This is a genomic window from Psychroserpens luteolus (assembly GCF_021032705.1).
Lineage (GTDB): Bacteria > Bacteroidota > Bacteroidia > Flavobacteriales > Flavobacteriaceae > Psychroserpens > Psychroserpens luteolus.
Genome location: NZ_JAHVXI010000001.1, coordinates 897,639 through 914,570 on the forward strand (window position 1 = coordinate 897,639; position 16,932 = coordinate 914,570).

Below are 16,932 nucleotides of genomic sequence, written 5' to 3' on the forward strand. Positions count from 1 at the left end.
TTTTAAGATATCATTAAGAGTTATCTATTGTTTGATAAACTTTTGACTTTTAATAGTGTTTCCAGACACAATTCTTAAGATGTAGTTCCCAGTATTTAGGGCAGAAACATCAATTTTGTTTTGGTCTAGCTTTGCATTCATAACACGTTTGCTAGTAATATCAAAAATGGTATAAATGGCATTTTGTAAGTTATCACTAGTTGAAATGTTTAATACATCATTTGTAGGGTTTGGATAGATAACTAAATCGTTTACAAAAGAATCTTCAATGGTAAGTGTAGCTCCTTCTACAACTTCTAAAGGTGTATTTATTGCAGGGTTAGTAACTGTATCAATAATACCAGAAGGCCAATAGATCACAACGCTATCTATAGTTGTTTGAGATCCAATTCCAAAGTGCGTGTTAATCGTACTCATGTATTCAAAGCCTTCACCACTTCTTACATCTCTAATTTGAACTCCAGCGCTTGTGTATAACTCTACTCTCGCTCCAATTCCATCAATATTACTAACTGTTCCTATGGTGTTAATTTTAATCCAATTATTAGATGTAGTACCATTCCAATAGATCACATCATTATAATAAGTATCTATAAATCCATCGTTATTTAAATCACCAAAAGATCCATTTTTATAGTTGATTTGGTTAGAGTCTAAATCTTCAAAGGTCATATCACCTTTACCGTACATGATTGTACCATTACAAGCAATGTCTAAAAATCCATCATTATCGAAGTCATGGCTAACATTTTCATGACCAGTAGGCGCAGAACTCACATTGGCAGCAGTCGTAACATCTACGAATACACCGTTACCATCATTTCTCATTAATTTATGATTACCAGAACTTGCACCAACAAAAAGATCCATATCTCCATCGTTATCATAATCACCCCAAGACGAAGACCATGTTTGCATTGGATCATCTAAACCAAGTGAGGCAGCATTTTCTGTATAAGTGCCATCACCATTGTTGGTTAGCATATTATTTCTTCTTCTATCTGTTTCTCCTCCACATTTAGCGATAAACATGTCTAAATCTCTATCGTTATCATAATCTATCCAAATAGATCCATAATTACCTCCTGAAGAATAATCTCCTAAGTTAACTGGAGCGTTTGGAGTGACATTTGACTGATAGAATGTTAAATTACCATTACCATCATTGATATAATATACATTGGGAGCAACATCATGACAAACAAAAGCATCTAAATGACCATCATTGTTGATGTCGGCAAAATTTGATCGTTGAGAGAATACATATTCTGAGCCTGAAATTTCAGAGAAGGCTGTTCCATCGTTATTGGCTTTCATGAATGTTACACCAGATCCATTACCGTAAAGTAAGTCTGTGTGTCCGTTTCCATCAAAATCAGCTGCTGCCATACTCCACGTAGGAAGAAAATTAGCGTTAGGCGTTGGAATGTCAACCTCATTAAAGCCACCAGTGCTTAATTGGTAGAAAATATTTACATTAGTGCTTGATGCCGATACGATATCATCTAAGTGATCGCCATTCATATCTACAACAGTTAAATCATAGCCTCCAATTGGAAATGATTCGGTTATGAAGTTAACTCTTGCAGGTGTTAATGTATTAAAAACAACTGGTCCAACCCAATTGCTATAATCTGAACCACCACAATACCCTCTTACATATATTTCGTAACTAGTTCCAGAATTTAAACTGGTTAAAGGATACGGGTTATTTGATGATGTTGCGGTTCCAGATCCAGTAGGAATACCAGAGCCTGGTGTTTGTACTACTATTTCCCAGCTTGACTCAGTACTTCCAGCTTGCCAAGTTATATCGGCAGAATCTGTGGTGATATTTGTAGATGTAAGACCCGTAATATTTGGACAAGTAGGAGGTGTTTGAGAGCTTATCGTAGGTGATTGAAAACAAAACCCCCATCCCCATACGCCATTATCATCATATGAAACTCTATATCTAAAATTGCTTAACTGGTTTGCACTAAAGCCTGATATATTTAGTGGAGCAGAAGTAAAGCTTTGATAAGATCCAGAGCAAAAGTTATTGTTAGGAGGGTTAGAAGTCCCTGTAAGAGGGTCACCCCAAACAACCCAAACGCCTGCATCTGCATCCCAGTATTGTATAGTTAGTAATTCTCCAATGTTATTAAACACATAGCTTGATCCAACTGAAATCCAATTTTCTCCTGCAGCATTAGCTGCAGTTAAATTTATAACTGGTGATTCAGCTGCGATGTCATCATCATGACCATTTTGTGCATCGTCATCATCATATGCAAACGTATTAACTTGTGTAGGATTTGCTTCAAAAACCTCAGAATCAAATAAGTAGTTGCCAGTAATAGACCAATTAGGGTTAGGCCAGTTAGCTGGTTGATTCAAGGTTTGGGAAAAACTAAAAAAGGCACTTAATACAAAAAGTGTTAGGGTAATTTTTCTCATAGATTTTCAAGATTAATTAATAAAAAGGATTATAAAAGTAAGAAAAAAGCCCCTAAACTGTTAGTTTAGAGGCTTTTTGTTTAGCTTTTGATGAATTTTTGACTCTTTATTGAAGTGCCTGATACAATTCTTAGAATATAATTTCCTGGACTTAATTTGGAAACATCTATTATAGGAGACTCTAATTTAGAATTCATAATTCTTTTACCAGTAATATCAAAAATTGAGTAAATCGTAGAGTCATTTAGCTCTAGGGATTCAATATTTATAACATCTTTAGCTGGGCTAGGATAGATTATTAGCTCATCAGTAAGTGAGTTTTCTAAGCCTAATGTCGCTCCTTCTTCAACTTCTAAAGGTGTGTTTATTGATGGGTTGGTAACCGTATCGATAATTCCAGATGGCCAGTAAATAACAACACTGTTAATGGTTGTATCAGAACCAATACCAATATGAGTATTTAAAGAATTCATATATCTAAAACCATCACCACTTTTCACATCTCTTATTCTTATCCCTGATGCTGTGTGAACTTCTACACGAGCTCCAATACCATCTACATTACTTACCGTTCCTACAGTATGAATTTTAATCCAGTTGTTATTGCTTTCAGCATTATTGATGTATAAGTTTCCTGAATTGAAAGCATCTATATAACCATCATCATTTAAATCACCATACGCACCCGAACCAGGGAAAACAGTTGTATAAACATCGAAGGTCATATTACCATTTCCAAATAAAATATTACCACCAGAAACTAGATCTAAGTTACCATCATTATCGAAGTCAAAAGTAACAGTCTCTGTAGAGTTGCTTGTAAGTACAGTTACACCTGAACCAGCAGTGATATCGGTAAACATACCATTATCATTTCTCATAAGCTTATGCGCTCCAGAGCTGGCTCCAACAAATACATCCATGTCACCATCACTATCAAAATCTCCCCAAGCGGCAGACCATGTTTGCATTGGATCTGCTAAACCAATCGCTGCGGCATTTTCTGTGTAGTTTTCATTTCCATCATTGGTATGCATTTGATTTGTTCTACGTGCAGTTTCGCCACCACACTTAGCAATAAACATATCTAAATCTCTATCATTATCATAATCAATCCAAATAGATCCATAATTTCCACCAGAGGCATAATCTCCTAATCCACCTTGGTTAAATGTTAAGTTTCCACTACCATCATTCATATAATACACATTAGGAGCAACATCATGACAAACAAAAGCATCTAAATTTCCATCATTGTTTATATCAACAAAATTAGAACGCTGAGAGAAGACATCTTCCGGACCAGAAATTTCAGTAAAACCTGTTCCTGTAGAATTTGCTCTCATAAATGTAACACCACTACCAGCACCATATAATAAATCGGTATAACCATTTTCGTCATAATCTGCTGCTGCTAAACTCCAAGTAGGAAGGAAATCAGCACTTGGTGTTGTTATATTTTTTGTGGTAAAACTACCATCAGAATTTTGTTCTCTAATATTGACATTAGTTTGTGAAATAGAAACCATATCGTCTAAAAAGTCACCATTCATATCAACAACAGCGATTCTATAAGTTCCAGAAGATCCAGAAGCTTGAGACGTAAATGTTACTGGCATTGGTGGAGGAGGGACGTAATTGATAGCTTCTAGACAGAAAGCTACATCAGAAAGTCCTGTTCCTTGGAAATCATAGATTTGAATTACTAGATCGTCTCCAATAGTCCAACCATTAATACTTTCTACAGCAAATGTATCTGTACATGCAATTTCGGTCAATCCATCAGAACTCCATACTACGATCCCAGGGTTTCCTGGGTTCTCAGAAGAAAAAAACAGCCCATTAGTTGTTGCTGTCCATGTAAAAAATTGATCTCTACCAGAGGTTCTGCAAGATCCTTGAACACCACTATCTGTGGTGCCATCTGTAGAAAAAGGCAGGTTAAAAGTAGGAGAGCCACATCCTGTGCCTTCAGCCGAAGGAGTGATTGGAATTGCTCCAGCGAAATTATCATTTGCAGGCTGACCAAAAGATAGGCTGCAACATGCAAAAATTGTTAATACTAGTAATTTTGATTTCATAACTCTTTATTTAATTTATTCACATTCTCCGTTAAGAGAATTAATCCATTCTTCGATTAGTCTAACACCTTCATCGTGTTTTAATGTTCTTCCTAAAAGTGGCATTCTGTTTTGTTCTTCGGTAGAGTTGATTCTAAATCGAAGCACAGAAGCGTTTATGTCTCCAGGAACTACTATATGTGTTGTTCCAGTAATTTGAGTATCTGGGGTAACACATAATCCTTTATTTATATCATCATCATTTTCATTAAAAGCAAAACGCATAGGTCTATATTCGCAATAGCTTTCTTCAGAGTGACAATGTGCACAATTAATATCTAAGTAAGAGCGTACTCTTAATTCTAGGTCTAAAGATTCGTCATCCCATTTTACTGTAGAGACGATAGATGTTGGAAGGTTATCTTCTAGATATCCAACATTAATCCATTTTTGTAATTGATTAGAAACACCATCAGTATAGGTTAGGTCTCTATTTAGGTTTTGTGGTTTTGGTCCAATAGGTAATGGTGTTCCAAATTTGTTATGACATGTAAAACATTCATTTCTTGATGGAATTCGGTATGTTGTATTATAAGGCACTCCATTTTCTATCCATTCAACATCTGTAAAACTTCCAGCGTTGGTAAATGTTGCTTCAGTTTGATCATCATTCCAAACATACTTTGCAAAATCCCACCCTTCTTCAGTCATATACATCAATCGTGTTTCAATGATTCTTGTAGTATTGCTTGGTTGTACATTATCATAATAGAAGTTCTTTATAAGCACAGCGCCCAGAGGAAAATCTAAAGGTGTAAAATCACTATTATAATTTGCTTTTGTTCCGTCAGGCATCCACACAAAACGTTTTTTGTGAGCGTAATCTGTAAATAATGTAGAATTTAAATTATAAGGTAAAACACCATATACTGGGTCTAAATCTTTCATTTCACCGTCAAAGAAATTGTATTCTGAAAGGGTCGCATAAGGAATCTCTCCTAAATCGAAATTAACTGGAGAAGTAGGTGTTACAGTAACTGTAACTGTTCCTGTTGCACAATTGTTATTGTCATTACAAATGGTGTATTGAAACGTATCATTTCCTACAAAGTCTGCAGTTGGAGTGTACATAACAACATCATCAGACGGGTTGTTGGGCGTTGCATTGGGATCTAGAATTTGAGTTGTCCCATTTTGAGAATTCTGAGCAGAAAGTGTTCCAAGTTCTGGAACATTAGTGTCGTTTAATAATACGTCAATTATGATTGAATTATTTTGAGATACCTCTGCAGAATCTGTATTGGTTTCAATAACTATAGGCACATAATTATCATCCTCACTACAAGAGTAGGTTATTGTAATAAGTATACATATGTTAAGTAATTTCAGGTAATTTTTTAACATTTATAGTAAAATTTGGATAGTAAATATAGTTACAAAGCCATCAATCCTTACAATTAATTAGTTGTAATACACTTTTTATCAGACAACAAGAGTCCAAATGCTAAAAAAATCTGCAAATATTATTAGCTAGTTAGGAACTTTGCAAAGTTTATACTAATTAAACAACTTAAATGCAAAAAACCCTACTTTAATTTTAGAATTACACATAATAATTTAACTGCTCAAGCTACTTACTTTTTTTGAGCATTGAACGCAGTTTTCTTAAATTGAAAAAACCAATGATTTTTTCGGTAGTGTTGAGTCCAATAAGCTTTATAATTTCTAACCGAAGAACATTAGTGAGTGAGAACCATGAATGGTTGTAATAATGAATAGTATAGGTCTTTTTTGATTTTGAAATTTTACGCGTTTGATGGTTTTTAGGACTGAAGTATTCGTAAGGGAATAAGAATAAGGAGTCTTCATTTTTAATCAGGTTACGAATGTTACCTACTTCATCAGATTTAAGATGTATAATTTTTCTCTTTTTCTCAATTTGAGTTTGCATGATAATCGGCAAAGTCTCTTGGTCAAAACTACCATCTTCTTTTATAAAAGATCTACCATCATAATAATTCAAACAGGTTTGAAGCCAATCGGCTCCTTTTTCAGCACCAAAAATAGCGGCTTCAACATCATTGTCAAACTGAACACCAATGAAGTATGGTAGATCAAGAAGATCGTCAAACTTTTTTAAAACTTCAACATCCATATCTAAATAGATACCACCATGCGTATAAACAGCATGTAGCCTAATATAGTCTGCGGCAAAAGCATATTGTTTAGCCTCAAAAGCTTGTTGGGTCCATGTTGTTGAATTAACATCAAAACGTTCGGTATTCCATAATCTCAATTCGTAATCTGGAAGTTTCTTTTTCCAAGAATCAATATATTTTTTAATTGACTTTGGATACTCGTCATTACTTAACCAGCAAAAGTGAATAATTTTAGGAATCATAATTGTCTCTTTAGCAGTATTTTACTTACTAAAGTTACAACATAATTACTTAAACCAAGTTGTTTTCAACTAAATGTTCGGCAATTTGGATGGTGTTGGTTGCGGCTCCTTTTCTAAGGTTGTCACTTACTATCCATAGGTTTAAAGAATTAGGTTGTGAAGAGTCACGACGAATTCTTCCAACAAATACATCGTCTTTTCCATTGGCATAAATAGGCATTGGATATGTATTAACATCTACATTATCTTGAACAATAACACCTGGTGTTTCATTAAGTAGTTGTCTTATTTCTTGAACATTAAAGTCGTTTTCAAACTCAACATTTACAGCCTCACTATGACCACCAGCAGTTGGAATTCTTACAGCTGTAGCAGTTACAGCGATGGTGCGATCGTCTAATATTTTTTGAGTTTCACGAACCAATTTCATTTCTTCTTTAGTATACCCATTTTCTTCAAATACATCACAATGCGGAATTGCATTCTGGTGAATAGGATATGGATAAGCCATCTCGCCCTTAACTCCTGCAAGTTCGTTTTCTAATTGTCTCACTGCTTTTACACCTGTACCAGTTATGGATTGATATGTAGACACCACTATGCGTTTGATCTTATATTTTTTGTGAAGCGGTGCTAAAGCCACAACCATTTGTATTGTAGAGCAATTAGGGTTGGCAATAATCTTATCTGTTGTTGTTAATTTGTGAGCATTAATTTCTGGTACGACTAATCGTTTGGAATGGTCCATTCGCCATGCCGAAGAATTATCAATTACAGTAATACCTGCTTCTGCAAACTTTGGAGCCCATTCTAAAGAGGTGCTTCCGCCAGCCGAAAATAAAGCCAGATTAGGTTTCATATTAATAGCATCTTGCATCCCAACCACTTTATAGTCGTTCCCTTTATATGAAATTAATTTACCAATTGATCGCTCTGAAGCAACAGGAATTAATTCTGAAACAGGAAAATTGCGTTCTTCTAGAACTTTGAGCATGACTTCGCCAACAAGACCTGTGGCACCAACAACAGCTACTTTCATAAGAAAAAAATTACATGTTTTATAGAGGCAAATGTAGTTATTAAATCAATTTGAGTTCTAAAAAAAAGCATAAAAAAACCGCTTCAATTTTGAAGCGGTTAAAGTTAAAATATATAGTGTAGCGATTAGTTACATATTATTTTTTCAATGAATCTCTGATTTCAGTTAATAAATCAATTTCAGATGGTCCTGCTGGAGCTTCTGGTTCAGCTGGTTTTTTAGTCTTATTATAAGCCTTAACAATCATAAACATTACAAGTCCAACAATTAATAAGTTGATGATTGTGTTAATCCATGCACCATAGCGTATAGCGTTCTCAGGTGTAGTTACATTTCCATCGGCATCCATTACAGCTGGTGAAAGTACATGTTTCATACTTGCAAAGTCCATTCCTCCAGCAAAATTACCAACAATTGGCATTACAATGTCATTTACAAAGCCGTTAACAACAAGCCCTACTGCGCCAGCCATAATTACAGCAACTGCAAAATCGATGACATTTCCTGTCATGATAAAATTCTTAAATTCTTTCAACATAATTTCTATATTAAGTTAGTTATTAGAACCCTAAAATAACTAAAAAAACAATATGTTAAAAAAAACCTAATGTTTTATTTTAAGATAATACGCTTAACACGTTGAGAAATGGCTGTAATTATTTCGTATGAAATGGTATTCGCTGTTTGTGCAAATTTTGAGGCGTCAGATTGTTTTCCGAAGATAATTACTTCATCACCTTCTTGGCATTCTATATGGCTAATATTAACCATAATCATATCCATACAAACATTACCTATTATTGGTGCTTTTTTGCCATTAATAATTACAAATCCTTTTTCATGTCCGTAGTGTCTCCCAATACCATCTGCATGACCAATAGGTATTGTGGCTGTTTTTTCAAAACCACTACTAATATAAGATCTATTATAGCCTACACTTTCTCCTTTTTCAATCTTATGAATTTGAGAAATAATAGATTTTAAAGTTGCAACGGGTTTAAGATGTTTATTCTCTTTTTCAGAATTCCCAAAACCATATAGACCAATTCCAGTTCTCACCATATCGAGATGTGCTTCGGGATAATTAATAATTCCAGAGGTATTTGTTAAATGGAGCATAGGTTGATATCCTATAGTTTTTGAAAAATCCTTCGCTATACTTTTAAAGCTTTTAATCTGCGTTTCTGTGAATTCTTTTTCGTTTAAATCCTCACTGGCAGCCAAATGAGAAAATAACGATTTTACTTTTATTGATGAGGTGTTTTCAAGTTTTGAAACGATATAATCGACATCATTTTCCCAAAATCCAAGCCGATTCAAACCTGTATTGAATTTAATGTGTACAGGGTAATTGGTTTGGTGTTCTTCTGAAGCAATTGCAATAAACTCATTTAAAACCTTTGCATTGTAGAGACTTGGTTCTAAACAGCGCGCAATTAAGGTTTTAAAATTTACTGCTTGAGGGTGTAGTACTAAAATAGGTGTTGTAATTCCAGCATCACGCAATGCAACGCCTTCATTAACATAGGCAACAGCAAAATAATCGACTTCTAAATCCTGAAGATACTTTGCAATAACATTGGCATCACTACCATAAGCAAAGGCTTTAACAACAGCTAAAATTTTGGTGTTACTTTTAAGTTTAGACTTGAGGTACTCGAAGTTATGTTTGAGTGCTTTTAGGTCTATTTCTAAAACAGTTTCTTTAGCTTTGGGCATTGGTTTTACTGTCTTTATTAGAAACTTCTTCAGCATCGTTAACCTTCATATGTCGAATTTTATCGCGTAACATAGCTTTGTAAAAAGCAGCACGACTTAAAGGCTCATATTCATCAACTTCTCCTAGTAAGACGAGAGCATCACTAGTGGCTTTACGATAACTATATTGCGCTAAGTTTCCTGTTCTAGTACAAATAGCATGTACTTTAGTAACGTATTCTGCAGTAGCCATTAAATTAGGCATAGGACCAAATGGGTTGCCTTTAAAATCCATATCTAAACCAGCTACAATTACACGTATCCCTTTGTTGGCAAGGTCATTACAAACTCTTACAATTTCATCATCAAAAAATTGAGCTTCATCAATTCCAACGACATCACAACCATCTGCTAAAATGGGAATATTTGCAGCTGCAGGAACAGGTGTGGATCTAATTTCGTTAGAATCATGAGAGACCACCATATCTTCATCGTAACGAACATCAACAGCAGGTTTAAAGATTTCAACCTTTTGTCTTGCAAATTGCGCACGTTTGAGTCTGCGAATCAATTCTTCGGTTTTACCAGAGAACATTGAACCGCAAATGACTTCAATCCATCCAAATTGTTCTTTATGATTTACTGTATTTTCGAGAAACATTTTGTAATTTTAACACTAAAACTCACCTAAAGTTCGTTTTGTATAAAGGTGGCGTAAATTTATTAAAAAACAAAAACCTATTTGGGAATAAAAAATAAAAGTTATGAAGAAGAAGCTGGAAGCAGATTTAATTAGTATTGCACATAGAATTTTAAAGCTTAAAGGAAAGGAAGATGTTGTGAAATTGCATGCTGAGGTTACTGCGTTGTATGAAAAATTAAGTGTTCTCAAGTTTGCAAATGAGAATTTTGAAGGGGACTTACCAACAATAGGAAGCAACTCTTCATTCTTCGGAATGTTAGATACAGCTTTCAATAATAAGGTGAGTGACAATATAGAAATTGAGGATAAGATTTATGTTAATCTAGATGAAAAGGAAGACGACCATATCTATGAACCAGTCATGGAAAAAATTAAAGATATGGTGGCCCAAATGCCTCAAGAATCACAACAAGTTGATGAAATGGTTGAAACGGCAGTTGCAGAGCAACCTAAACATGAAACACATCTGGAAGATATTACAGCAGGTTTTGAAGACATTCCTGTTTTTGAGCCTGTATCGGAGTCTAACGAAAATCTAAGAAAGTCATTAAATGATAAACTTAAAAATGGTGGACTAAATATTGGTCTTAATGACAAGTTAGCGTTTATAAAACACCTTTTCAACGACCAAGTCGAAGATTATGAGCGTGTATTATCTCAATTGAAAACAACAAACTCCTTTAAAGAAGCGTCTCACCTTATAAAGAACATCGTTAAACCCGATTATAATAATTGGGAAGGTAAAGAAGAGTTTGAAGAACGCTTTTTATCGATTGTAGAGCGTAAGTTCGATTAAGGCTTTTCGACTATCACCAAATGAGAACAACCAAAATTGTATATTGGATTTCTACAATCCTCTTATCGCTTATATTTTTATATTCTGCACAGATGTATTTTTTCAATACTGAAATGGTAAAAGGGTATTTTGAAGCACTTAGTTACCCCTCTTATATTGTGATTCCGTTAGCGATCATTAAAGTCTTAGGTGTTATTATGATATTATGGAGAAAAAGCAATTGGCTTACAGAATGGGCTTATGCAGGTTTTTTCTTTGATTTGATTTTAGCAACTGCAGCGCATCAAAATGCAGGACATGCAATAGGACTTTCGGTAGCAGGAATCCCTATGTTATTAGTGTCGTATTTTCTCGGAAAACGTGTACGCTCTAATAATTTAAATACACCCAGCCTAGGATAGGTTTTTCTCCGTTATTTAGGTCTAAAATATAAAAATAAGTACCAACAGGAAGTAATCCTGAAGTTGTTGGTATACCCATATTTGGTGTTCCATTCCAATTATTTTCGTAATTCTTGCTTTCATAAACTTGTACACCCAATCTATTGTAGATCTTAATAAGGTTATTAGGATATTCTTCGATACATTCTATAGAAAACACATCATTTAAGCCATCATCATTTGGCGACAACCCTTCAGGGATATATAGGCAAAAGCCAACAGTAACTTCAGCATCGTCCATGTTGTTGGTCTCATCTCGATCAGGTTGTTCTAAACTATTGAGTAAGGCCACGTTTAGTAAATCAGAACTTGAAGTAACTTGAGCAACAATAGTTAATATTTCAGATTGATTACTATCTAATGCACTAATAGACCAAATAAATGTTGAGCTATCAAATGTTCCTGCTGAAGTGGATGTCGATATGAAACTCATTCCATTTGGAAATACATCGAGTATTTCTATTGTAGTACCTTGAGACGTTCCCAAGTTAGTAGCAGTAATTTGAAAAGTGACTTGATCTCCAATTGAAGCTTCTTGCGGAGAAACAGTTTTCAAAACTTGAATATCTACATCAGAATTATCATCTAACACCGTTAATGTTGCATTCGTTTGAGACGTATCTATATTGTTTTGAGATTCAAAATTATTAGTGTCATTAAGATAGACTCCAGGCGTATTGGAAGTGACCACAACATCAAAAGTACAAGAGGCTACGCCTTCAGGAAAAACCAAATTAGTAACACCTGCAAAATTATCTCCAGTATTCCCAACAAATGTTGCTGTACAACCATTACTCATCACCCAATCTGGTGCCGAAACTAAAGTAATCTCTTGAGGAAACACATCAGTAAATGAAATGTCACTCTGAGATGGGTTTGACGGTAAATTAGTAATGGTAAATGTTAGAGTGCTTTGTTCTCCAATGATTATAGTATCCGGATTGTAGTTTTTGTCAAGAACTGGAGCCACAATTTGAACATTACTAATAGAAGTATTGGTTTCTGGTGAAATTTCAGAATTATCATTTTCATTTGGTGTAGCTACGGCAATATTATTATAAGCACCTCCAAAACTAGGAGCTGTAACCGGTATTGTAATTCTTATCGTAGAACCTGCATCCATATTAGCAATAGTTCCTGTGACACTATTATTAGTTATAGTAAGGTCTGTACTGCATGTTGCATTTCCGTTAGTAACGACACAAGTAGGCGTGCCGTTGGTTATAAATACGTCATTAATAGTATCTTCAAAGTCGATATTAATAGCATTTGAGCTGTTTTCACTATTTGTGATATCGATAATCCAGTTAAAATTTTGATTGATATTTACTTGAGTAAATTCTGGAAATGTTTGAACCACTAAATCAACACAAGGCGCAATAAATGTTGTGACAGTGTCTTCATTATTTGCTGGATTATTATCAAAAGAACTATTGGCATGATTGATTTCTACAGAATTAAAAACAGGTATAGCATTGACATCACAATCGGTTTCCCAGGCAACTGTAACATGAAACGTCACCGAGCTATTGGCTGGTAAAGTCCAATTATCGGCTTCGGTAATTTCCCAAAAGATATCAGGTTCACCATTAAGAGAGATACCATCTAAAGGCACACCAATATTGGCGGTATTTATAGTAAAACATTGTGCGTTACCTGTTGTTGAAATACAGTCTACCGAGACCAGTTCACCAGTGTAACCTATATTTCCTAAATTTTCGGTAAAGTCTATCAATTCAATTTCTGTATCTAAATCACTGAGGTTTGAAGCTGTAATTTCATAGGTCACATTTCCGGCTTGTATGGTATTATCAGGTGACTCACCAATAGGTAATACAGGATCGATTTGCGTTTTTGTGACTTCTAAATTTATTGTAGGGCAAGCCTCTGTTGCAGGCAACATAACAAAATCGGTTTGCGAACTATTTTGAACGTTAGAATCTAATATATCGGCTTCAAGCACATTTGTCCCACTTCTAATATTGGCCATACTTATATCGGTACTGAAAGAACATTCGGGCTCTAAAAATATAACGACTGTCGTAATCGTGATTGTAGCACCAACAGGCATTAGAAAGGGGTCACTAACCCAAAATAGATCGTCGACATTTATATTGATATCATCACAACTTATATTTCCTGTGGTTTGTGTACAGTTTACTGAAATGATCTGCCATTCAATTGCTGGTGATAAATTTTGAAGAAAGAATGCAGCATTAGCATCCAATGGACCATTGTTGCAAATGGTAGTTTCAAAAGTCACTTCCTCATTCCAATCGGCTACAGTTGCAGGATCTGGATCGATTTGGATAGTGTCAATACAAAGATCTGTTAACTGACATAGTTCAGCTTCTAGTAATGGTGTAATGACCGGATCTGATTCGCTTGGTGACACATTAGCGTGATCTAATTCTATCCGTATAATACTCGACACCGAAATAGGCATTTGCTCTACAGCACAAGACGGATCAAGATATTCATATACTATTTCAAAAGTAGCCGAACCTCCTGCGGTAAATATAAGCGGAGCTCCAATAGAAAACATATCTGTAGTGGCACTAATCAAATTAGGCGCTCCAGGAGCAAGTCCTGAAACATCTGGACATTCTGTTCCATTAGTGGTGCCAATACATTCAATAGATTCTAATTTTACATTTGGTCGACCATAGTCTAGATCTGAAAGTAAATTAAGCTCACCTATGATCTCAGTTAAAGGGAAGTCAATATCACTATTATTGGTAATGGTAAATTGATAGGTCACAAAAGTATTCCATGAAGGAATAGGTGTGCCTTGAGTAGGAGAAATTTGAGAATGTTCTACAGTAAAATCTATAAGCACATCAATCACATCAATAGAGATTAGCGACTGGTTATTAGAGTTGTTTGTATCTGTTGTTCCATTAGGCGGCGTGATTATCGCATTAATAGCAATACCTCCAACTTGAGGAGGAGCTGTGACTTCAATTTTTAATTCCACACTAGAGTCACTCGGTAAATTAGCAACGGTTCCAGTAAGAATACTTCCGTTTAGATTAAGGTTTGATGCATCAGAGGCACCTCCAGAATTATTTTGAGAACTAATGGCATCAATATCTAAATTTGCCAAATCATTGTCCATTGTAATTTCAAATGTCGCATCGTTTACAGTATTACCAGAGTTGATTATGGTTATGATGTATTGAAAATCTTGAAAAATTTCTACTTGCGATACGGCACTACCACTTGTATTTTGAGCTTGAGCAACAATAGACAAATCTGTAGTTTGCCCATAAATTTGACTGTAAGCACATAGAAAGAAAATTAAGCGGAAAAATTTTCCAATCATAAAGGATGGTTTAATACAAGACGCTAATTATTGCGAAAGGTTGCGTTAATATAGTCTAAAACATTGTAAATTTGAAAAGAAATCTCTTACAAATGAGCAAACTCTATATTGTACCAACACCTATCGGAAATTTAAAAGACATGACATTTAGAGCTATTGAAGTTCTAAATGATGTTGATTTGATTTTAGCTGAAGATACACGTACATCTGGAAAGCTTTTGAAACATTTTGAGATTGGAACACCAATGCAAAGTCATCATATGCATAATGAGCATAAAATGGTGGATCAACTCGTACAAAAATTAAAAAGCGGAATGTCTATCGCACTCATTAGTGATGCTGGAACTCCAGCAATTTCAGACCCTGGGTTTTTATTAACTAGAGCTTGTATTGAAAACAACATTGAAGTCGATTGTTTACCAGGCGCAACGGCTTTTGTTCCTGCATTGGTCAACTCAGGATTACCAAACGACAAATTTGTATTTGAAGGCTTTCTTCCGGTAAAAAAAGGAAGACAAACACGGTTAAAATTATTGGCTGAAGAAACCCGAACTATGGTGTTTTATGAGAGTCCGCACAAACTGATAAAAACGCTCACTAATTTTTGTGAATATTTTGGAGACGATCGATTGGTTTCGGTATCAAGAGAATTAACCAAGCTTTATGAAGAAACCATAAGAGGTAGTGCAAAAGAGGTTTTGGAGCATTATACCAATAAGCCGCCAAAAGGCGAAATAGTGATTATAGTAGGCGGGAAAAAATAATGGAAGTTTTACTTAACAATATTAGACAATGTAGCATCTGCGAAAAGCATTTACCGCTTGGTCCGCGTCCAATTGCGAGTGGACATCCAGATTCTAAAATCGTTATTATAGGTCAGGCACCAGGAACAAAAGTACATGCCTCAGGAATCCCATGGGATGATGCTAGCGGAAAGCAATTACGTAAATGGCTTGGTGTTTCTGATGACGACTTTTACGATGAACGTAAATTTGCCATAATACCTATGGGGTTTTGTTATCCTGGAAAAGGAAAAAGTGGAGATTTGCCGCCAAGAACTGAATGTGCACCACAATGGCACCAACCCTTATTTGATCATATGAAACATGTGGAGTTGGTGATTTTAATTGGCATGTATGCGCAAAAATATTATTTGAAAGATCAGGCTAAGCGCACTTTAACCGAAACCGTTGCTAATTATAAAGACTACTTGCCTCAATATTTCACCTTGCCACATCCTAGCCCCAGAAATCGCTTTTGGCTAGCTAAAAACCCTTGGTTTGAAACCGAAGTGTTGCCAGAGTTGAAGAAACGTATTGAACCTCTATTATGAGAAGAAAAGTTCTTTTATTATTAGTTATAGTTATTTGCAATATGAGTTATTCTCAAGAGAGAGATGAATGCGACTTGTTGTCAACAACTAGTGTTGCTACTTCAGCGCTTAAGTTTAATTTAAGAGAAATAACTGCTAAAAACTATAATTCTAACAAAATATCAATTGCTGAAAAGTTTAGCTTAATTTCTAATAGTGATTCAATAGAAAATGTACTAAAGAGTAAATACCCTAAGCTTTTTAAAAAGAAAAACAACAAATTTGTTTTTGAGACTTTTGATGGGAAAAATATTACGGTTCATAATAATTTAGTTCAAGATAAAACATACATGACATACACATTTAAAGCTCTGTATAAAAACTATGTTATTATTTTTCAAAACTATTATGAAGGTTCAAGTTCTATATTAATCGACACCAAAACCAATGCGGTTTATTTGCTTCCAGATAAACCCTATTTTATTACAGATACATTAGTATATAGCTATGGGCATTATAATGGAGGGACTGATTTAACGATACTAGATATAGGAAAAAATAAAGCTTTATATTTTACATTTGACAATATTTGGTTTGAAAGTACTTATTATCTATCGACAGACTTAAAGTTTAAAGTTAAGTGTATGGCATCTGAAGAAACAAAATACTTGGAGGTGTTTAAATATTAAAAGCCTCTCCATTTCTGAAGAGGCCTCATT

The 16,932-nt window shown here is 34.8% G+C and carries 14 protein-coding genes; 5 read left to right on the top strand and 9 right to left on the bottom strand.

The features are described from left to right. Positions 1-24 precede the first annotated feature (24 nt). From KWG70_RS04065 to KWG70_RS04100, 8 genes are all read right to left on the bottom strand, one after another. A complete protein-coding gene (locus KWG70_RS04065; RefSeq protein ID WP_230934700.1) occupies positions 25-2,439 on the bottom strand; it encodes an FG-GAP-like repeat-containing protein in 2,415 nt (804 codons plus the stop codon). Positions 2,440-2,519: 80 nt separating this feature from the next. Next, positions 2,520-4,520 carry an FG-GAP-like repeat-containing protein gene (locus KWG70_RS04070; RefSeq protein WP_230934701.1) on the bottom strand — a complete coding sequence of 667 codons (2,001 nt, stop codon included), beginning with the start codon at positions 4,518-4,520 and terminating at the stop codon, positions 2,520-2,522. A 15-nt stretch (positions 4,521-4,535) separates the two neighbouring features. After that, positions 4,536-5,903, bottom strand: coding sequence for an Ig-like domain-containing protein (locus tag KWG70_RS04075; RefSeq protein WP_230934702.1), 1,368 nt, complete (start codon positions 5,901-5,903; stop codon positions 4,536-4,538). 226 nt (positions 5,904-6,129) lie between these two features. Next, positions 6,130-6,900, bottom strand: coding sequence for a glycosyltransferase family 32 protein (locus KWG70_RS04080; protein ID WP_230934703.1), 771 nt, complete (start codon positions 6,898-6,900; stop codon positions 6,130-6,132). Positions 6,901-6,949: 49 nt separating this feature from the next. Further along, the gene (locus KWG70_RS04085) at positions 6,950-7,939 is read right to left on the bottom strand and encodes an aspartate-semialdehyde dehydrogenase (protein ID WP_230934704.1); all 990 of its coding nucleotides are present in this window, start codon (positions 7,937-7,939) and stop codon (positions 6,950-6,952) included. Positions 7,940-8,075: 136 nt separating this feature from the next. Continuing rightward, positions 8,076-8,477, bottom strand: coding sequence for a large conductance mechanosensitive channel protein MscL (gene mscL, locus KWG70_RS04090; RefSeq protein WP_230934705.1), 402 nt, complete (start codon positions 8,475-8,477; stop codon positions 8,076-8,078). A 74-nt stretch (positions 8,478-8,551) separates the two neighbouring features. After that, on the bottom strand, positions 8,552-9,658 hold the full coding sequence (alr, locus tag KWG70_RS04095; RefSeq protein WP_230934706.1) for an alanine racemase: 1,107 nt from the start codon (positions 9,656-9,658) through the stop codon (positions 8,552-8,554). Continuing rightward, the gene (locus tag KWG70_RS04100) at positions 9,645-10,298 is read right to left on the bottom strand and encodes a thymidine kinase (RefSeq protein WP_230934707.1); all 654 of its coding nucleotides are present in this window, start codon (positions 10,296-10,298) and stop codon (positions 9,645-9,647) included. The genes alr and KWG70_RS04100 overlap by 14 nt, the downstream gene beginning before the upstream one ends. 103 nt (positions 10,299-10,401) lie before the next feature. On the opposite strand from KWG70_RS04100, the gene KWG70_RS04105 reads away from it, so the two are divergent. Then, positions 10,402-11,136 carry a hypothetical protein gene (locus tag KWG70_RS04105; protein ID WP_230934708.1) on the top strand — a complete coding sequence of 245 codons (735 nt, stop codon included), beginning with the start codon at positions 10,402-10,404 and terminating at the stop codon, positions 11,134-11,136. A 20-nt stretch (positions 11,137-11,156) separates the two neighbouring features. Next, positions 11,157-11,537 (top strand): DoxX family protein, encoded by a 381-nt coding sequence (locus KWG70_RS04110; RefSeq protein WP_230934709.1) that lies wholly within the window; start codon positions 11,157-11,159, stop codon positions 11,535-11,537. Here the strand turns inward: KWG70_RS04110 and KWG70_RS04115 are convergent. Then, positions 11,506-14,901 carry a DUF7933 domain-containing protein gene (locus KWG70_RS04115; RefSeq protein WP_230934710.1) on the bottom strand — a complete coding sequence of 1,132 codons (3,396 nt, stop codon included), beginning with the start codon at positions 14,899-14,901 and terminating at the stop codon, positions 11,506-11,508. The genes KWG70_RS04110 and KWG70_RS04115 overlap by 32 nt on opposite strands. A 92-nt stretch (positions 14,902-14,993) precedes the next feature. On the opposite strand from KWG70_RS04115, the gene rsmI reads away from it, so the two are divergent. Genes rsmI through KWG70_RS04130 form a run of 3 tightly spaced genes read left to right on the top strand, consistent with a single transcriptional unit; the run spans position 14,994 to position 16,902 of the window. After that, positions 14,994-15,665 carry a 16S rRNA (cytidine(1402)-2'-O)-methyltransferase gene (gene rsmI, locus KWG70_RS04120; RefSeq protein ID WP_230934711.1) on the top strand — a complete coding sequence of 224 codons (672 nt, stop codon included), beginning with the start codon at positions 14,994-14,996 and terminating at the stop codon, positions 15,663-15,665. Beyond that, complete coding sequence (locus KWG70_RS04125; protein ID WP_230934712.1) at positions 15,665-16,234, top strand: uracil-DNA glycosylase family protein; 570 nt, start codon at positions 15,665-15,667, stop codon at positions 16,232-16,234. The genes rsmI and KWG70_RS04125 overlap by 1 nt, the downstream gene beginning before the upstream one ends. Then, complete coding sequence (locus tag KWG70_RS04130; protein WP_230934713.1) at positions 16,231-16,902, top strand: hypothetical protein; 672 nt, start codon at positions 16,231-16,233, stop codon at positions 16,900-16,902. The genes KWG70_RS04125 and KWG70_RS04130 overlap by 4 nt, the downstream gene beginning before the upstream one ends. The last annotated feature ends 30 nt before the right edge of the window (positions 16,903-16,932 follow it).